The organism is Flavobacterium aestivum, assembly GCF_026870175.2.
GTDB lineage: Bacteria > Bacteroidota > Bacteroidia > Flavobacteriales > Flavobacteriaceae > Flavobacterium > Flavobacterium aestivum.
The window spans coordinates 1,832,315-1,856,029 of record NZ_CP113977.2 but is presented as its reverse complement, the minus strand read 5'-3'; the positions used below and the strand labels follow the sequence as shown (position 1 = coordinate 1,856,029).

At 31.2% G+C, this 23,715-nt stretch carries 23 protein-coding genes; 19 read left to right on the top strand and 4 right to left on the bottom strand.

Translation table 11 applies throughout. The features are described from left to right. The 17 genes from OZP08_RS08145 (at position 1) to OZP08_RS08070 (ending at position 16,593) form a co-directional block, all read left to right on the top strand. Positions 1-1,212 carry a hypothetical protein gene (locus OZP08_RS08145; protein ID WP_281323432.1) on the top strand — a complete coding sequence of 404 codons (1,212 nt, stop codon included), beginning with the start codon at positions 1-3 and terminating at the stop codon, positions 1,210-1,212. Continuing rightward, positions 1,187-1,534: a hypothetical protein gene (locus OZP08_RS08140; protein WP_281323431.1), complete on the top strand. Its 348-nt coding sequence runs from the start codon at positions 1,187-1,189 to the stop codon at positions 1,532-1,534. Before OZP08_RS08145 ends, OZP08_RS08140 begins: the two co-directional genes overlap by 26 nt. Further along, on the top strand, positions 1,527-2,012 hold the full coding sequence (locus tag OZP08_RS08135; RefSeq protein ID WP_281323430.1) for a hypothetical protein: 486 nt from the start codon (positions 1,527-1,529) through the stop codon (positions 2,010-2,012). Before OZP08_RS08140 ends, OZP08_RS08135 begins: the two co-directional genes overlap by 8 nt. After that, the gene (locus OZP08_RS08130) at positions 2,012-3,133 is read left to right on the top strand and encodes a type II secretion system F family protein (protein ID WP_268849112.1); all 1,122 of its coding nucleotides are present in this window, start codon (positions 2,012-2,014) and stop codon (positions 3,131-3,133) included. Before OZP08_RS08135 ends, OZP08_RS08130 begins: the two co-directional genes overlap by 1 nt. 75 nt (positions 3,134-3,208) lie before the next feature. After that, a complete protein-coding gene (locus OZP08_RS08125; RefSeq protein WP_281323429.1) occupies positions 3,209-3,643 on the top strand; it encodes a type IV pilin protein in 435 nt (144 codons plus the stop codon). A gap of 1 nt (position 3,644) precedes the next feature. Then, positions 3,645-4,127 (top strand): prepilin peptidase, encoded by a 483-nt coding sequence (locus tag OZP08_RS19720; protein WP_432419631.1) that lies wholly within the window; start codon positions 3,645-3,647, stop codon positions 4,125-4,127. A gap of 5 nt (positions 4,128-4,132) precedes the next feature. After that, entirely contained in the window at positions 4,133-5,536 is a 1,404-nt protein-coding gene (locus tag OZP08_RS08120; protein ID WP_281323428.1) for a GspE/PulE family protein, read from the top strand. Then, positions 5,536-7,446 carry a type II secretion system protein GspD gene (locus OZP08_RS08115; protein WP_281323427.1) on the top strand — a complete coding sequence of 637 codons (1,911 nt, stop codon included), beginning with the start codon at positions 5,536-5,538 and terminating at the stop codon, positions 7,444-7,446. The genes OZP08_RS08120 and OZP08_RS08115 overlap by 1 nt, the downstream gene beginning before the upstream one ends. Then, a complete protein-coding gene (locus OZP08_RS08110; RefSeq protein ID WP_281323426.1) occupies positions 7,446-8,633 on the top strand; it encodes a PilN domain-containing protein in 1,188 nt (395 codons plus the stop codon). The genes OZP08_RS08115 and OZP08_RS08110 overlap by 1 nt, the downstream gene beginning before the upstream one ends. Beyond that, positions 8,626-9,150 (top strand): hypothetical protein, encoded by a 525-nt coding sequence (locus tag OZP08_RS08105; protein ID WP_268849104.1) that lies wholly within the window; start codon positions 8,626-8,628, stop codon positions 9,148-9,150. Before OZP08_RS08110 ends, OZP08_RS08105 begins: the two co-directional genes overlap by 8 nt. After that, on the top strand, positions 9,134-10,090 hold the full coding sequence (locus OZP08_RS08100; RefSeq protein ID WP_268849103.1) for a hypothetical protein: 957 nt from the start codon (positions 9,134-9,136) through the stop codon (positions 10,088-10,090). The genes OZP08_RS08105 and OZP08_RS08100 overlap by 17 nt, the downstream gene beginning before the upstream one ends. Before the next feature lie 21 nt (positions 10,091-10,111). After that, a complete protein-coding gene (locus OZP08_RS08095) occupies positions 10,112-10,624 on the top strand; it encodes a hypothetical protein (RefSeq protein WP_281323425.1) in 513 nt (170 codons plus the stop codon). A 186-nt stretch (positions 10,625-10,810) separates the two neighbouring features. Beyond that, positions 10,811-11,419 (top strand): uridine kinase, encoded by a 609-nt coding sequence (gene udk / locus OZP08_RS08090; RefSeq protein ID WP_268849101.1) that lies wholly within the window; start codon positions 10,811-10,813, stop codon positions 11,417-11,419. Positions 11,420-11,531: 112 nt separating this feature from the next. After that, positions 11,532-11,855: an FtsB family cell division protein gene (locus OZP08_RS08085; protein ID WP_268849100.1), complete on the top strand. Its 324-nt coding sequence runs from the start codon at positions 11,532-11,534 to the stop codon at positions 11,853-11,855. 37 nt (positions 11,856-11,892) lie between these two features. Continuing rightward, positions 11,893-13,257 carry a methylmalonyl-CoA mutase subunit beta gene (locus OZP08_RS08080; protein ID WP_281323424.1) on the top strand — a complete coding sequence of 455 codons (1,365 nt, stop codon included), beginning with the start codon at positions 11,893-11,895 and terminating at the stop codon, positions 13,255-13,257. Positions 13,258-13,338: 81 nt separating this feature from the next. After that, positions 13,339-15,468: a methylmalonyl-CoA mutase gene (gene scpA, locus OZP08_RS08075; protein ID WP_268849099.1), complete on the top strand. Its 2,130-nt coding sequence runs from the start codon at positions 13,339-13,341 to the stop codon at positions 15,466-15,468. A 588-nt stretch (positions 15,469-16,056) separates the two neighbouring features. After that, positions 16,057-16,593, top strand: coding sequence for a hypothetical protein (locus tag OZP08_RS08070; RefSeq protein ID WP_268849098.1), 537 nt, complete (start codon positions 16,057-16,059; stop codon positions 16,591-16,593). A gap of 75 nt (positions 16,594-16,668) precedes the next feature. On the opposite strand, the gene OZP08_RS08065 is transcribed toward OZP08_RS08070, so the two are convergent. The 4 genes from OZP08_RS08065 to dapF all read right to left on the bottom strand — a co-directional run bounded on the left by OZP08_RS08065 (position 16,669) and on the right by dapF (position 20,344). Next, on the bottom strand, positions 16,669-17,304 hold the full coding sequence (locus OZP08_RS08065; RefSeq protein WP_268849097.1) for a peptidoglycan-binding protein LysM: 636 nt from the start codon (positions 17,302-17,304) through the stop codon (positions 16,669-16,671). 537 nt (positions 17,305-17,841) lie between these two features. After that, positions 17,842-18,882 (bottom strand): endolytic transglycosylase MltG, encoded by a 1,041-nt coding sequence (mltG, locus tag OZP08_RS08060; RefSeq protein ID WP_281323423.1) that lies wholly within the window; start codon positions 18,880-18,882, stop codon positions 17,842-17,844. Positions 18,883-18,937: 55 nt separating this feature from the next. Then, positions 18,938-19,465 (bottom strand): GNAT family N-acetyltransferase, encoded by a 528-nt coding sequence (locus OZP08_RS08055; RefSeq protein WP_281323422.1) that lies wholly within the window; start codon positions 19,463-19,465, stop codon positions 18,938-18,940. A gap of 96 nt (positions 19,466-19,561) precedes the next feature. Further along, entirely contained in the window at positions 19,562-20,344 is a 783-nt protein-coding gene (gene dapF, locus OZP08_RS08050; protein ID WP_268849094.1) for a diaminopimelate epimerase, read from the bottom strand. Between the two features lie 252 nt (positions 20,345-20,596). On the opposite strand from dapF, the gene OZP08_RS08045 reads away from it, so the two are divergent. Both OZP08_RS08045 and OZP08_RS08040 read left to right on the top strand, forming a co-directional pair. Further along, the gene (locus tag OZP08_RS08045; RefSeq protein ID WP_268849093.1) at positions 20,597-21,997 is read left to right on the top strand and encodes a trypsin-like peptidase domain-containing protein; all 1,401 of its coding nucleotides are present in this window, start codon (positions 20,597-20,599) and stop codon (positions 21,995-21,997) included. A gap of 155 nt (positions 21,998-22,152) precedes the next feature. Further along, on the top strand, positions 22,153-23,601 hold the full coding sequence (locus OZP08_RS08040; protein ID WP_268849463.1) for a glyceraldehyde-3-phosphate dehydrogenase: 1,449 nt from the start codon (positions 22,153-22,155) through the stop codon (positions 23,599-23,601). Positions 23,602-23,715 lie beyond the last annotated feature (114 nt).

The window sequence follows — 23,715 nt, the reverse complement described above, 5'->3', positions numbered from 1 at the left end:
ATGGTTAAGGCTCACAGTTTACTATATGCTATCTACATTTGTTTGATTGTTTCTATAATATGCGGAGCATTATTATTTTTTTCAAATTTATATAATCAACTCAATTTATATTACAATCTTCAAGAAGAATTATATCTAAATAATCAATCAATAATAAATCTTGCACTAGGAGACAAAGAGAAGCCACAAGATTCTATACAAGATGAAGAATCTGGCATTATAGGAAGTTATAAAACAAAAAAGTACGGACTATTAAATCTTTTATTGGTAAAATCGGAGACCAACAAAGACACCGTGCAATCTGCTCATTTTACAGGTCTTTACACCAAAGATAAAACAGCATTATTTTTAACAAATTTCTCAAAATCTCTTACTTACACAGGCATTGTGAAATTGATAGGTGATAATCAATTACCCTCAACTTACATTGAAACAGCTTATATCAACAATAGACCGAATCAAATCATAGTTGAAGGAAAAAAAACGGTTTCTGAAAATCAACTTCCAGAAATCAATCCTGATTTTAAAAAAATATTCAACGGAATACAGGCAGAAAAAACAAATTTATCCGAAATAGATAAACCAAAAGATTCATTGTTTTATAACTCATTTTTTAATACAACCAAAGAAGTCTATCTAAACTCCATTGTCTCGAATGTAATTTTTAAAGGGAACTTTATTTTGCGTTCCAAAGACTCGTTGCATATTAAAAAAAATACCGTTTTAGAAGATGTGATATTGATAGCCCAAAAAATAACATTTGAATCAGGTTTTAAAGGGACAGTACAAGCATTTGCCTCAGATGGCATAACATTAGAAGATAACGTTACTTTAAACTACCCTTCTGTAGTGTGTGTAAATAATGAAAGTGAAAACAATAGTAAAATAGAAATAAAAAAAGGCTGTAAAATAACTGGGGCCATAGTATTATTTGGCAATAAAAATGAAATGATAGATAAAAACAGTATAGAAATAGATACCGACGGATTACTATTTAGTGACATCTATTGTACTGGAAAATTATTTTTGAAAAGCAAAGTATATGGTTCAGTTTACACCAACCGATTATTTTACAAAACAGAATCTGCAACGTATGACAACACTATTTCGGATATAGAAATTAATGCAAAAAAAAGACCTAATTACTTTATTGCAGTTCCAATATTCGATTCAAAAAATGCATCTCATGGTATTATTAAAAAAGTATTATAATCTAAAAGCAAATTCTATCTTAGAATCAGTAATAGCTTTGACTATTATTTCAATTTGCTTTTATTTTACAATCATGATTTTTGCAGCTGTATTTACGCAAAGATCATCTGCAAAATTCTATAACACACAAAATAAAGTAAACGAATTATTCTTCTTATCACAAATAAAAAATGATTCATTACTAAATGAAAACGAAAATGAAAATCTATCAATTGAAGAGGAATACATCAATGAAAATTTAAAAAAAACAACCATCAGCTTTAAAGACAGTACAAAGTTTGAGTTTAAAAAAAACTTTTATATTCAAAAAAGCCATGAATGACAAAAGAATGATATCCGCCTTTTCAATAATGGAGACTATTGTTGGTATGGCTATAACGGCAATAATTATGAGTATCATTTTTGTTGTTTTCTCTATTGTAACTGAAAGAATGATGGATTACAAAAGCCAAAACGAACTTATTTGCGATTTAAACCGGTTAACCTACAGCATTAACAAAGATATTTTTGAAAATGAGAAAATGACTTTTTTTGACAATGAAATCACTTTCAAAAGCTACACAGGTGAGAATATAAAATACAGTTTCCAAGAAGATTATATGTTGAGAAATAATGAAATATTTATAGATACATTTAAAATAAAGCTCAAACAATTGACAATTGACACCCTAAAAAATAAATCTGAACAGTTTGTTTTTCAAAGATTAAAACTCAATATAGAAGTGAACGAAAATAAAATGGACTTAAAATTCTATAAACGCATTTATGCAAATGAATTATTAAAAAAATTTAAAGACTAATGAGTTTTGATTTAAATACATATAAACCTGAAAAATCTGAAAAAAGACCTGCAAAAATAGAAAACATTAACATTCAGTTTTCTAAATCACTATCAGATAAACAAAAAGAGGTATTTTACAGGGAGTTGAGTATGCTTTTAAAATCCGGGGTCGATTTTAAAAAAGCATTAGAAATATTAGGCAATCAATCTGCAAATAAATTTGAAAAAGAAATAATCCTTGAACTAAAAAACAAAGTTGTCGAAGGGAGAAGTATTTACGAATCAATAAAAGAAACCAAACAATTTTCACCCTACGAATATTACAGCATTCAGATAGGAGAAGAAACTAGAAAGCTAGAAGAAGTATTAGCCGAATTACAAAAGTATTTCAATAGAAAAATACAAATGAAAAGGCAAATAGTTTCCGTTTTGACTTATCCAACAATTGTTATGTTGGTTACATTTTTAGTACTTTATTTTATGCTCAATAAAGTAGTACCAATGTTCAGTTCAGTTTTTAAACAATTTGGAAGCGAACTACCTAAAAGTACTCAAATCATAATAAAATTATCAAATCATTCGGGGTCAATTTTTGCACTTGCATTAGCTATTATAATTGGATTAATCGCCATGCATATTTTATTAAAAAATGATCAAAATTACAGAGCATTTACAACAAATATAATTTTACGAACCCCTTATTTTGGAAACTTAATTCGGAAAATTTATATCTCTCGTTTTTGCCAAGCCATGAATTTGCTTATTACTTCTAAAACAACACTTATAAATTCCTTAACACTAACCGCAAAAATGATAGGCTTTTACCCTATAGAAATTGCTATTGAAGAGATAAAGGAAGACATTACAAGAGGTGCATCTTTGCATGAAAGTTTAAAGAAACACAATGTGTTCGAGAATAAAATGGTATCCATGGTTGAAGTAGCTGAGCAAGTGAATCAACTAGAAACCATGTTCGAAAGACTAACCGAGCAATATAATGAGGAAATAAGTCATCAAACCAAAATGATAGGAGTCATTCTGGAACCCATGATTATAATAGTAATTGGGGTGATTGTAGGGGTAATAATGGTTTCTATGTATGCACCAATGTTTGATTTAAGTAAAATAATAAATAAATAGCAATAATTTGATTACAACTTTGTACTTTTGCCGCCCTTTAACCCAATGATTTTTAACGAACAAAAGAATATAAAAATGCCTATTAATATAAATAAAAGCTTTCAAAAGAATAAAAAAACAATGATTAGAGCCTATTCTCTAACCGAAATTTTAATTGTATTGTGTATCATTGGAATACTCCTTTTAATGGTATTACCCAACCAAACATCTGTAATTGGTCAAGCAAAGGCAGTAGAGGCTCAAGCAATGTTGAATCAAGTTTATGGCTTAGAAAAAAGTCATTTTTATAGACACTCAAAATACTCCAGTAACCTAGAAGAACTAGGTTTCGAACCGGAACTTACAGTTGATGAAGGTGGTCAAGCCGTTTATAAAATTGAAATTGTTGAAGCCTCGAATGACTCATTCCTTGCAAGAGCAACAGCAACCTCTGATTTAGATGGAGATGGAAGTTTTAATACTTGGGAGATAGATAGCAAGAAAATGTTAACTGAAGTAACAAAAGAATAAATTGGAAATATTTTTTATAAGTTTATTAATTTGTCTACTAATTATATTTTTTCAAGATTGGAAATACCGAAGAATACACGTTCTTTTACCTTTACTCATCTTCTTCCTTTCTTATTTCATAATGCGAAGTGACAACAAACTTTCAAATATAACAGTACTTTTTAACGCCTGTTTTTTCTTAATCGTTTTAAGCATATTAACAATTTACATGAGTTTAAAAAGCAAACGCTTTTTGAATCCGTTTGAAAATTATTTTGGGTTAGGTGATTTACTGTTTTATATTGCAATAACGCCTTTATTCTATCTAAAGAACTATGTTCTCTTTTTTATACTTTCAATGTTATTCGCCATTAGTTTGCAGCTTACATTAAAAAAAATAATGAAACACAATTCAGTTCCACTAGCTGGATTTTCATCATTATTCTTAATCATAATCCTTACAATAGATAGTTTATTAAACTTTCACAAAATCTCTTTGATATAACCAAAATGCAAAATATAATAGTTCTTCCAGAAAATCAGCATATTTTGTCCAATGACTTGGCAAACCAATATAGGGTTTTACCAAAAACTGTATACGATAACTCTTTAGAACTTTATATTGATGAATCTAATAACAATCCAGAAACTAAAGACGAATTAGAGCTCTTTATTGGAAAAAATATTAGTTTAATCTCAATAGATTCTTATGAAATTGAAAAAGCATTATCTATTTATTACCGCAAAGAACGTCAGACCAGTACAAATAAATCTATAAATATTGAAAAAGGTGATTTCCTTGAAAATATACTAGCAGAGGCAAAATCTCTAAAATGCAGTGATATTCATTTTGAAATTTACGAAAAATCTTCTCGAATTCGATTTAGAATTGATGGCCAATTAATAGAACGTTATAAAGTTGAAAGCGACAATTATCTGGAATTAGTCAATAAAATAAAGATAAAAGCAAAACTCAACATTACTGAAAAACGTTTGCCTCAAGATGGTAGGATTACAAATGATTCATTTGATATAAGGGTTTCTATTTTACCAACTTTATTTGGAGAAAAAATAGTTATGCGTTTATTAGGTCAAGATGCATCAAATATTGATTTGAATACTCTTGGCCTCCAACAAGAAGAATTAGAAAACTATCTGGAAGCTGTAAAGAAACCAAACGGAATTATTTTAATAAGCGGTCCAACCGGTTCAGGAAAGACAACAACTCTATATGCTACTCTAAGGTTGCTCAATGATAGCAAAAGAAATATTGTTACTGTAGAGGACCCAATTGAATATACACTGAAAGGAATTAACCAAGTTCAATTAAAAGAAGATATTGGACTTACTTTTTCAACTGCATTGAAATCATTTTTACGTCAAGATCCTGATGTAATTATGCTAGGGGAAATTCGTGATTCAGAAACAGCTTTAATGGCAATTAGAGCGTCATTGACAGGGCATTTGGTATTATCAACCATACATACCAATTCAGCAATTGGAACCATTTCAAGATTAATTGACATGGGGGTTCCTTCATATTTAATAGCAGAAACTTTAAACCTTTCTGCAGCTCAACGATTGATTAGAAAACTATGCGACGATTGTAAAAAAGAAGTTGAGTGTAATAAAAAGGATTTTCCTAGCCATTTTCAATTTCCTTATGAAATTAGCAGTTACTACAAAGCCGTTGGCTGTAATAAATGTTATCATACTGGTTATAAAGGAAGGACTGCTATCTATGAAATTTTACCTATTGACAACACTATTGTCGAAGCCATAAAAAACAATACAATATCAAAACAATTTAATACTAATGATAATTACAAATCATTGCCAGAAAAGGCTTTCGATATCTTATCAAAAGGAGAAACATCATTAGAAGAAATTTATTCTATTTTAATAAACATATAATGCTCAAAAAAATTATTTACGTTCTAATTAGCTTATTTTTTACAAATACAATTATAGCACAACAAGATATAAATGAATTAGTCAAAGATTTCGATGCAATGTCTGCTAAAAACAAAGGGCTAGACGAATCAATAAAAATAGATATAAACGGACTTTCACTGCATGACTTCATTTCTACTATTGCAGAAGATCATCAATTAAATGTTGATGTTGACCAAAGTCTAACCCAAATGATATCAAATAACTTTTTTGATGTAAAAGTCAAAGATGTATTTATACACTTAGTTCAAAAATATGATCTGGAAGTAACTTTTAGAAACAACATTATCATTTTTAACAAAAGGGTACAAAAAATTGTAGTCCCTAAAAAAAGTGCCAAAAAAATCGATGTTACTTACAATCCTCTAAATGATTTTTTGTCTGTTAAATTAGAGAATGACACGTTATCATCTGTCATCAAAGAAATCACGGATAAAACGGGGAAAAATTTAGTTTTGGCTCCAGCCATAAGGAATACAGCAGTCTCCTCTTATATATTAAATCGACCATTTGACCAAGTCATTCAAATGATTGCAAAATCTAATGATTTATTAGCTACAAAGGATGATAATGGATTTTATTATATCGAAAAAAACAATTCAGATATAACAACAAACTCCAATGGTAATAATTCTAATAAGGCCAAACAGCCCAAAGCAGCAGTGGGATTACCAGGTTATTACGATATTACCGTAAACAAGAATGGTTTATTGTCTGTAAAAGCATACGCAGCTGATGTTGCTGATCTAATAACTGAATCGGCAGAAAAACTAAAAAATAATTATTTCTTTTATAACAAACCAGAAAATGAAAAAATAACACTTTCTGTCGAAAATATAACGTTCGATGATCTACTAGAACAAATCCTTGAAGGGAAAAAATACACATTCAAAAAGCAAGGAGAATTTTATTTGATAGGAGAACAAATAACTGAAGGTCTAAGGGTTACCGAAGTAATACAAATGGAAAATAGATCCATAGAATTGATCATCAATTCATTACCGAAGGTGTTTTCTGACAAGTTAGAAATAAAAGAGTTTACAGAATTAAATGGGCTAATAGTCTCAGGATCAAAAAATACCGTTGATGAATTAAAACTGTATATAAAACAAATAGACAAAATTGTTCCTATGGTTCAAATTGAGGTAATCATTGTTCAGTATAATAAATCATATTCTATTCAAACAGGGATGAAAGCTGGAATTGATAAATTAAATAAAATAGTTACAAGTGGCACACTATTTCCTACCACAGATGTTGTCGTAAATTCATCTTCTATAAACAATCTAATTGATGCCTTTAATGGTTTTGGCATTTTTAAGTTGGGAAAAGTAGCTGAGTCATTTTATGCTAATTTAAAATTACTGGAAAACAACTCTATTATCAATGTAGAATCGACACCAAAAATAGCAACAATAAGTGGTCATGAAGCAAAATTATCTATTGGAGAAACCAGTTATTATTTTGAACAAAGTAATCGACTAATAAACAACAATATTGGAAATGACATCTTAAATACAGGAACTTGGAAATCTACAGATGCAAATCTAAGTTTATCCATAAAACCTTTTGTATCCACTGATGAAAATGTAACCTTAACTATAGCTGTAGAAAAAAGCTCCTTTTTGGCTAGAGCAGGTCAAGATGCCCCTCCTGGAAAAGCAACACAAAAATTTGAATCTCTTGTTAGAGTAAAGAATAACGAAATGGTTTTATTGGGTGGATTAGACGAACTAAAAAAAGAGAATTCAGGAACTGGAACTCCTCTAATATCAAGAATACCAGTTATTAAATGGTTTTTTAGTAGCAGACAAAAAGGTAAAAGCACATCAAAATTACATTTATTTATCAAACCAACTGTAGTATATTAATGATTACAATTCTATCCAAAATAATAAAAATCAACGAATTAAGAGCAGTAGGTATCATTAAAAATGAAAATGAAGAGTTTTATTATGTCTTAACAGTTAAAAAAAAGGGAACAAAATTAAATATAGTTTCCATGGCGTCTTTTACTGAATTTGAAGACTTGAAAAAAAATACAGATCAGAATTTGCCTCTACTCTTGCTTTTTGATGGAAAAGGTGTTCTAAACAAGGCTATTGATTTCAATAATGAAGCAGATGTAAGTTGGTATAAAAACATTGACTTAAACTCAATTTATTACACTAGTTTAAAAAGCTTAAACACTGATTTTATTAGTTTTAGCAGAAAAAATATTATAAATGATACCATCACAAAATTTCAAAAAAATAATTTTCAAATAATTGATGTTTATTTAGGGTCATTCATATCCGCCATATTGATTAATTCGATAAAGAAAGAAACTATACTTTCAAATGACTTGCTATTAGAATTCGAAAATGACACATTAGATAACTTTGTAAAACAAACTGATTCAGCGAAAAAAGAAAATTACCTAATAGGGAAAGAAACAATTACCAATACATACTTACCATTATATGCCACTGTAATTGATTTCTTTATTAAACCCAAGGAAATTTCAAAAACAAAAATTGAAACTTTAAATACCGATGAAGTTATATATAAAAAAGCTTTCAAATATTTGGGTATCTCCATGCTGATTGGCTTTTTAGCCTCATTATTGATCAGTTTTATTTTGATACAATACTATACATCAAAAAATGCAACTCTCAATATTCAGAATATATACACAGATAAAAATTATCAAAAAATATTAGAATTAGAAAAACAGAAAGAAAACAAACAAAAAATACTTTTAGAATCTGGTTTTTCGTCTTCGAAATTTCTTTCCTTTTATTCTTATGAAATTATTAAAATAGTTCCACATGATGTCTCTTTGACAGTGCTAGATATAACACCATTAACAAAAGAGGCAAAAACAAATCAAAAATTAAGTTTTGAAGCAAACATGATTACTGTAAAAGGAGAAACTTACAATGAATCTTCATTTAACACTTGGATGGAAAGCTTAAAAAAAATGAATTGGTTAGAAAATTTTGAAATCATTAGTTTAAAAAAAGACAAAAAAAATAAATCTCAATTTGAAGTAAAAATAACCATCAAAAATGTTTGAAAAATATTCCTATAAGAAAAAATTTTTAGCGTTACTTGTTTTGACTTTTATGATTGCGATAACAGCATACAAGAGGTCATTTCATACATTAATTCAAGTAATACAAGAGCACAATGCTTTGTCAGAAAAAATAGAGGATGTAAATAAAAAAGCTAATAATTCAAAAAGTTTACTTAATGAAGTAGCCTATTTGGATCGAATCTTGGGCAAAGAGGGAGTGTCAAAAGAAGTTGTACAACAAGAAATTGTAAACTTTACGACAAAAAAACATCCTCAAGTATCAATTAATACTTTAGAACCCATACATCTATTTCAAGATGAAAATCATACCATTATCACCAATCAACTGGATGTTACGGGTAATGTAAATCAGTTATTGCAATTAGGATATGATTTTGAGAAAAATTTTAGTGACTCAAGAATTGTAAATATGCATTTCTATCTTACAAAAAAGAATAATAAAACAGACCTTTTACATTTTAAAATTATATTTCAAAATTATGAAAAAAATAAGTAGCATTTCATTTATAATATTTACCCTATTATTGTTCTCTTGCAGTGATGTTTTAGAAAAAGACATAACAAATGATTTAGTAGAACTTATTTCACCTTTAGATTACGAAGAAATTGAAAGTAATGTAGTTACTTTTAAATGGAATAGTCTTGCTGACGCAGATAAATACCGCATCCAAATTTTTAAAGATGGCAAAACAAAAATATTAGATTCATTGATGGTTAAAACTAATTTAACGTATCCGTTACCTACTGGTGATTATCAATGGAGAGTAAGAGCTGAGAATTTTGCTTATCAGTCGACCTATTCGATTCAAGCGGGTTTTTCTATAATTGAATCTACAGATATAGGTAAGCAGAAGATAATTTTGAAAAGTCCTGTTGACAATTATTACACAAAAAGCAACACAATAACCTGTAGTTGGAATGCTGTTTCTTTGGCAGATTACTATGAAATTGAATTATTAAATATTACAAATGGAGAAACTAGTGTAATTAAAGAACCAAATATTGTTGATCCTACATTTATATTTAATAGTACAAGTTTAGCAGACGAAGCTAAATATAGATGGAAAGTAAAAGGAATAAATTCTATATCAGAAACACTATATAGTAGTAGCACATTTTCTATTGATAGAACCAATCCTAATCAACCTACTAATACACTTCCAGCTCAAAACGCAACATTTACTGCAAATCAATCAATTAATTTCACTTGGTCAATACCAACAGATGCGGGTGTTATTCAATCGCCAATCTCATATACAATAGAATTTTCAAACGATGTTAATTTCACAACAATAGTTCTTCAAAAAGAGCTAACAACTGCATCATTTGATAAAGCCTTTACGACAATTGGAAACTATTATTGGAGAATTAAAGCTACTGATTTGGCAGGCAATGTAGGTATTTATAGCACTCCTTTTAAATTCATAGTAAAATAATTAAATCCCTCAATCAGCATCATGAAAAAGAAAATAAATATTGCTTTAATCCTCGTTGTTTTGACAGTGTGGGGATTTGTTGCGTCCAAAGCTTTAAGCCAATATTTCTTTTTAGACAAAAAAACAACTAACAATCAACAATTTGACTCCAGACAGAGCATTAATAAGATTAATAAAGATACCTTCGCTTTAGGCAATATTACACGTGATCCTTTTTTAAATAAAGAAAGTAGAACATACGCTGTTGCAACTCCTTCTAAAAATGCATATTTTAAAAAAACAACTATAAAAAAGGAAGTCAAACCTATAGTTGTTAAACAAAAAGAGATTATAAATTGGCCTCAAATTACTTATCATGGCTATATTAATTCTAAAGATAGAAATGGAGAGTTATTAATTTTGGTTAACGTAGACAAAAAACTACACAAATTAAAACTAAACCAACAATCCGATGGAATAACATTAAAAAAAGTATACAAAGATTCTATCGAATTGGATTTCAATAGAGAGAAAAAAATCTTCCGAATCCAATAATTCTTGCAAAAGTTCAAAATAAATATCTACAATTGTAAGTTTTTCTTTCCAACAACAATTTCCATAGTCTTTTCATTTATTTGAGAAGACTATTTTTGTTTATAACAATATAAACTGAACTTGTTAGATTAATAAATTTCAACATTAAAATACCTATTTTTGCATCATAAACAATAAATACATTTTATGCTCATTATAGGAATTGCAGGAGGAACAGGATCAGGAAAAACAACCGTGGTACATCAAATTATGAACGAATTACCCGAAGCTGAAGTTGGGATTATCTCACAAGACTCCTATTATAGAGAAACCCATGATCTTAGCTACGAAGATCGTTCCAACATCAATTTTGACCACCCAAGAGCTATTGATTTTGAATTATTAGTAGAACATCTAAAAGAATTAAAAGCCGGAAATATTATAAATCAACCAGTTTATTCATTTGTACAACACAACAGAACAGATGATGTTGTTGTTACTCATCCTAGAAAAGTAATGATTGTTGAAGGTATATTAATCCTTACAAATCCCGAATTAAGAAATCTTTTTGACATAAAAATATACGTGCATGCCGATTCTGACGAACGCTTAATCAGACGTTTGAAAAGAGATATCGCAGAGCGTGGCAGAGATATGAACGAAGTTTTAAACCGCTATCAGCATACTTTAAAGCCAATGCACGAACAGTTTATAGAACCTACAAAGGCATTTGCTGATATTATAATACCTAACGACAGATTCAACACAGTGGCTATAGATATAGTTCGTGCAGTAATTAATCAACGTATTTTATAATTTTATTGTAATTTTATTGCGTATTTCAAACGTGATAATTCTTTATTTTTAAAACACGTGTAAAAAGCAAAATCTAGACTTTTCTATTAAAATTAGGTAAAAAACACCCCCAATGAAAAATCCATATAAAGACAAAACTTGGTTTAAAATCTTAAGCAACAAGTACATTTGGGTCTCATTATCATTCTTGACCTGGATGGTCTTTTTGGACAACTATTCATATTTTGAACACCGTTTTTTAAACAAACAAATAGAAGAACTAGAAGATAATGCTGCATATTATCAAGGCGAAATAAAAAAAGATGAAGAGAACATCAAGCAATTGAAAAACCCTTTGCAAATAGAAAAATATGCTCGCGAAAAATACTATATGAAAAAAGATAGTGAAGACATTTACATCATCGAATTTGAAGGTGATACCGTTAAAAAGAAATAATCGTAAAGTAATACAATCAAACTAATTACAATTAAAAATGGCTAAGAACCTATTCGACGATTTCAGCCCTGTTTCTGCAAAACTTTGGAAACAAAAAATTCAATTTGAACTCAAAGGAGCCGACTATAATGACACCCTGATCTGGAATTCCCCAGAAGACATTAAAATAAAGCCATTTTACGACAAAGAGGATTTTACTAAAAAAAATCCCGTTTGCACAAAAGCTTCACAATTTAAAATTTGTCAAAACATCTTTGTTTTTGATATTGATAAATCCATAGAAAAAGCTCTAGATTCAATAAATCGAGGTGCCGAAAGCATTCGGTTTACTATTCAAGATCACACTCTTGACATTGCAAAACTGTTAGAAAAACTGCCATTAGAGGAAGTTGCCATTTACTTTCATTTCAATTTTATTTCAATCGATTTCGTAAAAAAAATTGATGCTATTGCAAAAGAAAAAAATGCAACTATCTATTGTAATATAGACCCGATAGGACAATTAGCCAAAGATGGAAATTGGTTTGTAACTACTGAAAAGAATAATTTCGACACACTAAACATATTATCTAAAGAGGCTTCTTCTCTTTCTATTATAAGTATAAATAGCGGCTTATATCAAAATGCCGGTGCTAATGTAGTACAGCAAATTGCGTATAGCTTAGCACACGCTAATGAATATTTCAACCGAATAACAGAAATTAACAAACCTATTGTATTTCATGTTTCAGTAGGAACTAATTATTTTTTCGAAATTGCCAAACTGCGCGCTTTACGAATCCTTTTTAATACAATAGCCCAAGAATACAATCATAATCTGGATTGTCATTTGTTGGTTACTCCAACAAAACGCAACAAAACCATTTACGACTATAATGTAAACATGCTTCGTACAACAACCGAATGCATGAGTGCCATACTTGGAGGAGCAGATGCCGTTGCCAATTTACCTTATGATGCATTGTACCACAAAGACAATGAATTTGGCGACAGAATTGCCAGAAACCAATTATTGATTCTAAAAGATGAAAGCTACTTTGATAAAGTTGATAATCCTGCAGATGGTAGCTACTATATAGAAAGCCTAACCAATCAATTGGCAGAAAAAGCATTGATATTATTCAAAGATATTGAATCCAATGGAGGATTTTTAAAACAACTGAATGAAGGTGTAATTAAAAGAAAAATTCAAGAAAGCGCCGATGCTGAACAAGCTTTATTTGACTCTGGAAAAGAACCATTATTAGGTACCAATAGATACCCTAATAAAAATGACAAAATGAAACATGATTTAGAATTGTTTCCTTTTGTAAAAATCAAACCGAGAAAAACTTTGATTACTCCAATAATTGAAAAACGATTGGCCGAGAAATTAGAACAGGAACGCCTTGCGGAAGAATAATTTAGAATACAGTATTTAGTTTCAGTAAATAATAAAAAATCAATTTGGTTTAATTAACTAAACGGATTAAAGGCTACCAAGATGAAAAGAAAAGACTTACAACATATAAAGCTTGATAATTCCAATAATTTGGACATTGCTCCCACAAACTCAGAACAAAAATTTCTGACTGCGGAAGGAATTGAACTCAGTAAAACCTATACTGAAAAAGACATCGAAAAAATCGAACATCTTGATTTCGGAGCAGGTTTTGCACCCAATTTGCGCGGACCTTACGCTACAATGTATGTACGAAGACCTTGGACCATTCGTCAATATGCCGGATTCTCTACAGCCGAAGAGAGTAATGCATTTTATAGACGAAACCTTGCCGCAGGACAAAAAGGACTTTCTATCGCTTTTGATTTACCAACCCATAGAGGCTACGACTCAGACCACGAACGCGTGGTAGGTGATGTCGGAAAAGCTGGAGTTGCCATCGATTCTGTTGAAGACATGAAAGTATTGTTCAATCAGATTCCACTTGACGAAATGTCTGTTTCTATGACAATGAACGGTGCAGTATTGCCAATTATGGCTTTTTATATTGTCGCCGCCGAAGAACAAGGAGTAAAACCAGCGCAACTTTCCGGAACAATCCAAAATGATATTCTAAAAGAGTTTATGGTGCGTAATACCTACATCTATCCACCTACTCCATCGATGAAAATCATTGCCGATATATTTGAATTCACTAGCAATAAAATGCCAAAATTCAATTCAATTTCCATCTCAGGATATCACATGCAAGAAGCTGGAGCTACTGCAGATATTGAATTAGCCTACACTCTTGCCGATGGATTAGAATATATCAGAACAGGACTAGCTGCTGGGATGAAAATAGACGATTTCGCTCCACGCTTATCTTTTTTCTGGGCCATAGGAATGAACCATTTTATGGAAATTGCCAAAATGAGAGCTGGTAGAATGATTTGGGCCAAATTGGTAAAACAATTCAACCCAATAGATGATAAATCATTAGCTCTTAGAACCCATTGTCAAACATCTGGTTGGAGTTTAACAGAGCAAGATCCTTTCAATAACGTGGCCCGTACATGTATCGAAGCTACTGCTGCTGCCTTTGGAGGAACACAATCTTTACATACTAATGCACTAGATGAAGCAATTGCCTTGCCTACAGATTTCTCTGCACGAATAGCCCGAAATACCCAAATCTATTTACAAGAAGAAACCAAAATTACCAAAACTGTAGATCCTTGGGCAGGTAGTTATTATGTTGAGAGCTTGACCAATGAAATTGTAGAAAAAGCTTGGAAACTAATTGAAGAAGTAGAGGAACTTGGTGGAATGACCAAAGCTATTGAAACCGGAATTCCAAAGATTAGAATTGAGGAAGCAGCAGCTCGTAAACAAGCCCGAATCGATAGCGGTCAAGACATCATTGTAGGAGTTAACAAATACCGTTTAGAAAAAGAAGATCCCTTGCAAATTCTAGATGTTGACAACCAAATGGTTCGACTACAACAACTCGAACAACTCGATAGAATCAAAGCAACAAGAGATGCAAATAAAGTACAAACATCTCTCCAAAAATTAACCCATTGCGCCCAAACTGGGGAAGGAAATTTATTGGAATTTGCCATTGAAGCTGCGAGAAATCGTTGTACATTAGGAGAAATTAGCGATGCATTAGAAACTGTTTTTGGTAGATATAAAGCCCAAATTAAATCTTTTAGTGGTGTGTATAGCAAAGAGATGAAAGACGACAAAAGTTTTGAAAAAGCAAAACAACTAGCAGACGCCTTTGCCAAACAAGAAGGCCGTCGACCAAGAATCATGATTGCCAAAATGGGACAGGATGGTCACGACCGTGGTGCCAAAGTAGTTGCTACAGGCTATGCCGATGTAGGTTTTGATGTGGATATTGGCCCACTATTTCAAACACCTGCAGAAGCTGCTAAACAAGCAGTTGAAAACGATGTACACATACTTGGAGTATCTTCACTAGCTGCGGGTCACAAAACATTGGTCCCACAAGTAATTGAAGAACTAAAAAAATACGGTAGAGAAGACATCATGGTCATTGTTGGTGGAGTAATTCCAGCACAAGACTACCAATTTTTATTTGATGCAGGTGCCGCAGCCGTTTTTGGTCCTGGAACAAAAATAAGTGATGCCGCTATTAAAATATTAGAGATTTTAATTGATTAACGGAATACAAAATTTAATAAAACAAAAAAAAGGGATCTTTAATTAGATCCTTTTTTTTTCGACTTAATCACCCAATATTTAAGCAATTAGCAAACTTCTTTTAACTCTTAACGAAACAAAATTTAGAGTCATTATTTTTCAAAACCATATCTCAAATAATACAAAACAAATACATCGATCGCTTAACGAAAAATCAAAAAAAAACTAACATCTCCTTAAAAAACTGTTATTTTATTTCTTTGACCAATCCAATCATACTATTAAACTTACTTTAAAAATTTAATTTGCATTATTTCAAAATACCACCATTCTTACATAATCCTAAAATTAAGACACGATGCAAAAAACGAGGATGTACTGCTTTAAAAGTGAAAATTATAACTCTCTATCTGAATAAAAAACTACACAAAATCATCAAATAAATTAACATCAATTAAGTAAATGATTAACAATCAAGGAGTTGCTATTGCTTTAATTTTGTAGTTAGTTTTGAATAGATAACATAACAAAAAGGGGAAGCAATAAAGAAACCTTAGCTTTTATTTAAAGCTAATTCTCTAATATAATATTAACTTAAAATAGAATATTATGAAATCATTTATCATTATTGCATTGTTTCTAGCAATGAATATTACCTCTTACTCGCAGAATAAAGTAGAAGGAAATAACGACGAAGGAACAATGAAATCAGTAGATCTACCAGAGGTAGTTGTTAAAAATGCAGGAAAAGATTTTTCATATTACCTACCCGATAAAAATCCAGACCTAAGTGTTAAAAAACTTCAAAGTGAATTTATTGCCTATGATTTAGGAAAAGACTACGAAGGTTTTGAAAATTATCTTGTTATATTAGAAGGAGAAAAAGGAATTTTGACTGCTACTTATGATTCTAAAGGAAAACTTACTAGTGTTGTTGAAAAATACGATAATATACAACTACCTGCAGCTGTAATTTATTCAATTTACAAAGCATACCCTGGTTGGCAAATTGTGAACGACAAGTTTCTTTACACCCAAGAAGGTGGTGATATCACAAAAAAAGAATATAATTTAAAACTCAAAAAAGACAAAGAAGTAATCAAACTAAAAGTGAATCCAAAAGGAGAAATATTAGCTAAAAGCTAAACCAAAATATAAGAGGCCGTTTGAAATTAATTTCAAACGGCCTCTTATTTAATAACAAATTGAGGTTACTAAAATTTAAATTACACTTGCAGAACTATCAGCAATAATAAACGAAGTGTCATAACCGCCAAATCTTTTCAAATAACTTCTTAAAGAAGTTCCATAAGCGTCTTTAATAAAGCGCTTCCCATTATATCTGAAATATTTTTTAACAGACCCCACACCAGCAAGATGTGCAGCTGCCAAAATACCAGACTCAGTAATTCTGGTTCCGTTTAAAACGGCACCATCATACTTTTCGATAATAGCTCTTAACTCCCATTTATTTTTAGACAAAAGGGCAATAAAAGCTTTTTCCTGCATTCTAGGACTGTTCAAAAAAGCACTACTATTGTAAATACCAATAGTTTTTAACGTTTCAATACCAAATTGGTATTTTCCTAAATAGCCGAGAGAATTAATTTTTTTGTATTTTCCTTGTGATTCTTTGAAGCCGATTGCTTCTTTATAACCAATAAAAAAATTTCCTGTATAAGGAATTTCAGAATTGGTATAATCGCTCACATTTAATGATGGTAGTAAGTAGGATGTATCATCTGTTTCGTTAATTAGAAACCATGGGGTAGATTCTAATTTGGAGGGTTTAAAACCGGAGCTTAAATAAGCTACAACAACAATCAAACTTGCGCAATAATACCATTTTTTTATCATAATTTGGATTTCTTCAAAACGCTGTCCCGTTAAGAAATTTCTATGCACAAAGATACAACTTAAAAAATAAAGCTGAAAATCAAGGCTTTAAAACTACCAACAGTCTAGATTTACTCTCTATAAGTCCCTAACTGTGCGGGTGTTCGGGTTTTGAGAATAGAAAAGAATGATTGAAAAAACACAAAAAAATGAGCTTAAAAAAATAAGTTTATTCTTATTTAAAAAAAGCAAAAACGTCTTAAAAATGTAAAATAGCTACATAATGATTACGAAACTGCAATTTTGATATATTTTTTGAAATAAAAATATAAGAATTATCAAGTAATATCGTCATTTTGAGCATGATTATAAAGGTCGAGCTGCTACATTGTATCCGACAACTAAAGCTAAGTCCAAAAACCTAATTTTTCTAAATCGATAAATGCATTTCCATCTCACATGTAATCACGGTTTTGAGAACATCTTTTTTGTGATAAAAAAAGGCTTCAAAGTTAAATTTTGAAGCCTTTTAAATATTTTCCCTAAGGGATATAAATTCTAGCGCTGTACCCCTTGATTATTAATCCAATCAGAATATTTTTTTGCATTAATATTATGCTCTGACAAAGTTGCCGCAAATTCATGATAACCAAAACGATCTACACTTGCACAGAAATAGATATAATTATGTTTCTCAGGATTTAGAACTGCCTCTAGTGCTGTAATGTCTGGCATAGCAATTGGTCCTGGAGGAAGGCCAATATTTACATAGGTATTATAAGGATGTTTCATAATCAAATCGTTATAAAACACTCTTTTGATTACTTGATTAAAATCATTTGATTTCAATTTCATTGCAAAAATTACTGTTGGATCAGCCTGCAATGGCATTTCTAATCTCATTCTATTCAAATAAACTCCTGCAATTCTTGGTCTCTCATCTTTCTTAACGGATTCCTTATGCACTATCGAAGCCAAAATGGTAGCTTGAATTGGCGTTAAGCCCTGAGCCGCTGCCTTAGCTGTTCGTTCTTTATTCCAAAAATTACGATATTCTTTAATCATTTTATCTCGAAACTTCTCCGCCGAAGTATTCCAGTAAATTTCATAGGTGTTAGGAATAAACATTACAAGAACATTCTCTTCTGTAAATCCATTTTCTTTCAAGAAAACAGAATCTCTGAAAGTATTCAATAACTCTAAGCTATCAGGCTCTAATTGAGAACCTACTCTTCCTGCAAAATTTTCTAAACGCTCTTGATTATTGAAAGCTAATCTTACTGGATCATTAACTTTCATTGTTCTAACCAAATCATAACTACTCATTCCTTTTTTAAATAAAAAGCGTCCTGGCTTCACATTTTCTGGATAGCTCGTTTTTCCAGCTACCATTTCAAAACGATCCATATGTTTAACATACGGAGCAATTATTTTCTTTACTTGATCATAGTCTGATCCTGTTGGCACATAGACATACAACTCTTTTTCTGAAAATTTTGTATTGTCACTAAATATTTGGGTTATCAAAACAAAACCGTAAACAATCAAAATGGATACAATTACTACAGCACTTATAGATACTACTTTCTTTACGTTCAAAATATATTAAATTTAAAATTGTTATTCTAACTCGTTCCTATTTTCTGAAACTCGTTTAATTATTGATTAATTGATAAATGGCCTCGTCTTTATATACTCCATTGACAAAAGTCCAATCTTTTTTTATGCCTATTTTTTCGAAACCAAATTTAGTAAAAAGAGCAATACTAGCCTTATTTTCACATCCAATATTTGCATATAACTGATGCAAATTAAGATTATAAAAAGAATACTTAATAAGTAACTCCAATGCTTCTGATCCAATATTCTGATTCCTGTTCTCAACACCCTGAATTACAATACCAATACCAGCTCTATGGTTCATAGGATCAAAATCAAACAAATCAATCAGTCCCAAAGCCGGAAAATCTTGATCTTGACAAATTGCCAATCTCAATTGCTTGGCTTCATAAATATCCTGATGAGCATTTTCTAAATACTGCTTGACCAAAAACCGACTGTAGGGTGTATGTGTATTACTCACTTCCCAAATACTCTGATCATTCTCCATTGCATAAATGAACTCCAGATCATTAGGTTCAAGTGCTCTGAGGTAAATATTATCGCCTTTTAGTGTTATCATTTAAATTCTAGATTTTAGAATACAGAATTTAGATTTCAGACTCGTACAAGATTCTTAATTTCCAAATCTGAAATCAAAAATCGTTAATCTTAAATCTTAGATCTCTATCACTCCTTTAAATACAAATTCTGCAGGTCCTTTCAAGAAAACATTCGTAAATCCATTTTGATTTTTATCAAAAGAAACAACTAATTTTCCTCCCTCTACATTCACATTAATTGCTGTAGCATCAGTTTGTCCTGTGGCATTCATTGCGATTGCAACAGCAGTGGCTCCGGTTCCACAAGCCAACGTTTCATCTTCAACCCCTCTTTCGTAGGTACGAAGTCTAAAGGTGGTATCGTCTATTTTTTTTACAAAATTAATATTGCTTCCTGCTGCGCCATACAAATCCCCATAACGAATCGCAGCTCCATTTTCTTTTACATTATAGTGCTCCAAATCTTCTACCATTTGCACATGATGTGGAGAACCGGTATTCAAAAACGAATAATCCTTTTGAACATCTATAGCAGGAACATCTATCATTTGTAAAGAAACCAATCCGTTATCCTCGAATGTAGCATGATGCAAACCATCTGTAGCTATAAAAGTCGTTTTGTCGTGAATTACTTCCAGATCTTTGGCAAAAGCTACTAAGCAACGTCCTCCATTACCACACATCGAACTTTGATTGCCATCTGAATTATAATACACCATCTTAAAATCGGTATCCAAATCGTTTTCTAATAAAATAAGCCCATCTCCCCCTACTCCAAAACGTCTGTCACACAAATGAGCAACCAATTGTATATTTTCTTTTGGAAAAAATCCTGAACGATTGTCAATCATAACAAAATCATTCCCAGCTCCTTGATATTTATAAAAATCTAATTGCATTTTTTATTCAATTTTAATGATACAAAAGTACAAACTATTAATGAATTGTTAATCATTGTTAAAGAGCGTTAAACCACATTGTACGAAAAAAATTTTCTGCTAAATTCGTGACTAAATAACTAATAAAACTTAAATATTTCATAAAATAAACAATGCTTTATGAAATAAATAAAACATCAGAAATAGTCCAAAAAAAACGATTAACACGTACAAAAATTCACAAACTTTAAAACCTCAAATATTATTATAGACATGAAACAAATTTCAAAATTATTCTTGGTATCATTGTTGAGTGGTGCTACTACCCTTGGGGCATACAAATTATTATTTGACAACAATGGTTATTTTTCATCCAACAAGCATGGAGTTACAACACTTGCTCCTGAATACTACGGAAGACCTGTTGGCTTAACTCCCGAAAACACTGATTTTACTATTGCAGCAGAAAAAACCATTCACACTGTAGTACACGTAAAAAATGTATCGGTAAGAACCGTTACCAATCCTATAATGGAATTCTTTTACGGATATGGAGGACAACAACAGCAAGAACAAGTGGGAACAGGATCAGGCGTTATTATTTCTGAAGACGGTTATATTGTAACTAATAATCATGTTGTAAAAGATGCAACTGATATTGAAATTACTTTAAACAATAAGAAAACATACAAAGCGAAACTCATTGGAACCGATTCTAAAATGGATATTGCTTTACTGAAAATTAATGCCGACGAAAAATTACCATATTCTACGTTTGCCAATTCAGATTCAGTTAAGGTAGGAGAATGGGTATTGGCAGTAGGAAATCCATATAACTTAACTTCGACTGTAACAGCAGGAATCGTTTCGGCCAAAGCCAGAAATCTAGATACCAGAGGGATTCAATCTTTTATACAAACTGATGCCGCGGTAAATCCTGGTAACAGTGGTGGTGCACTAGTAAATACTCGTGGTGAGCTAATAGGAATCAACACAATGATTTCTTCTATGACAGGTTCTTATGTTGGATACTCTTTTGCGGTTCCTTCTAATAATGCCCGAAAAATAATCGAGGACATTATGGAATTTGGAAATGTACAAAGAGGAATTCTAGGTGTTGAAGGAGGCGAGCTAAACAGCACAGCATCCAAAGAATTGGGCATTACAGAGACACAAGGTTTCTATATTAGTAAAGTATCCAAAAACTCGGGAGCCGAAAAAGCTAAATTACAAAAAGGAGATATCATCGTAAAATTAGACGACCAAAGTATTGCCACTTTCGCAGATCTTTCAGGTTATGTAAACACCAAAAGGCCTAACGACAAAGTTCAGGTAACTTACCTACGAAACGGTAAATCAATGATTGTACCCGTTATTTTGAGTAAAAATGAAACTTTTACAATCGAATTCAAAGGTATCGAGCTCGAAAATATTGATGCAGATGATAAAAAGAAATTCAAAATTGATTATGGAGTAAAAATTAAGTCCATCAACAATGATAATTTACAACAATACAGTGATGAACTTACTGGAAATATCATTTTAAGCATTGATAATGTGAAAGCAACGAACATTGAATCAGTTTCTAAACTTTTAAATAATAAGGATGAAAAACAAAGTATTCGTATCGAAATGATTAATAAAAACGGAGAAGTCATTCGAATAATTATCTAAAACGTTAAATCCATAAATTTAAAACTGTCTTACAATTGTAAGGCAGTTTTTTTTATCCCAAAAAAAAGCTAAAAATAGTTACGAAATCGATTGAAATAAGTACTTTTGCACCAAATTTTAAAAAATTGCTTTAATTTATATTACAAATTTTCAACATCAACAACATGGATTTATACGAAAAAGAGGTTTCGTTTCAAGCCGACAGAAGACGTTCAGGAGTAGAATTAATTAAAATCATTAGCGATTTGTGGTACGACAAATCCATTGAATTGGTTTTATTCCGTAATCAATTAATTGACAGGAACGTAAGTGAAATTATCAACTTACACGAATATGCAGGTAAATTTGTAGGCAAACCTATTTCGGTTTCTGACTCAGTAGAAATTGCCAATGTGATTCTTACTTTAGACTTACCGCCTTCAAAATTAGATATTGGTAAACTTACTTACGAGTATCGATTAGAAGATGAGAAATATCCAGATGCTAGACATTTTGTTATAGAAAAATTAAAAGGAGCTAAATTATCCGAAGAAATTCAACCTAAAGACGTTGTTCTTTATGGTTTTGGCCGTATTGGACGCTTATTGGCACGTGAGCTAATGTCTAAGACAGGAAAAGGAGAACAAATGCGCTTGAGAGCTATCGTTACGAGAGACAAAAACGATGCTACCAGCCTAGAAAAAAGAGCTTCATTATTACGTTACGATTCTATTCACGGAGATTTCCAAGGGTCTGTTATTGCTGATCCGGACAACAATGCTTTAATTATCAACGGTACAACTGTTCATATCATTACAGCGAACACTCCTGAAGAAATTGACTACACACAATACGGGATCAATAATGCTTTAGTGATTGACAATACAGGTGCATTCACTACTCAAGAAGCATTGAGCCGTCATTTAACTTCAAAAGGAACAAGCAAAGTATTACTTACTGCACCTGGAAAAGGAGTTCCAAATATCGTTCATGGTGTAAACCAAAACGAGTACAATCCAGACGAAATAGATATTTTCTCTGCTGCTTCTTGTACAACTAATGCTATCACTCCAATCTTAAAAGCGATTGAAGATACATTAGGAGTTGTAAAAGGACACTTAGAAACTATTCACGCTTATACAAACGATCAAAACTTGGTCGACAATATGCACAAAAAATACCGTCGTGGTAGAGCTGCTGCACTTAACATGGTTATCACCGAAACTGGTGCTGGTACCGCTGTTGCAAAAGCATTACCATCATTAGAAGGTAAATTAACATCAAATGCTATTCGTGTACCAGTTCCAAACGGATCATTGGTTGTTTTAAATCTTGAAGTAACTAAAGAAACTTCAGTTGAGGAACTTAACACCATCATGAAAAAATATGCACTTGAAGGCGAATTGGTAGAGCAAATCAAATATTCATTGAATAATGAATTGGTTTCATCAGATATCGTAGGAACTTCGGCACCTTCTATATATGACAGCAATGCTACAATTGTATCTAAAGATGGAAAAAACATAGTATTATACATCTGGTATGACAACGAATACGGGTATAGCCACCAAGTTATTCGACTTGCCAAATACATTGCTAAAGTAAGACGTTTTACGTACTACTAGCATACCGTTTACAGGTTGGTAATTGTGCTTTTAGTTTTAATTTTAGTTTTTTAGATAATAATTTTACAATCCAACCTGAATTCAACAGAAATCCGCCTCGTTATAGCAACTTGG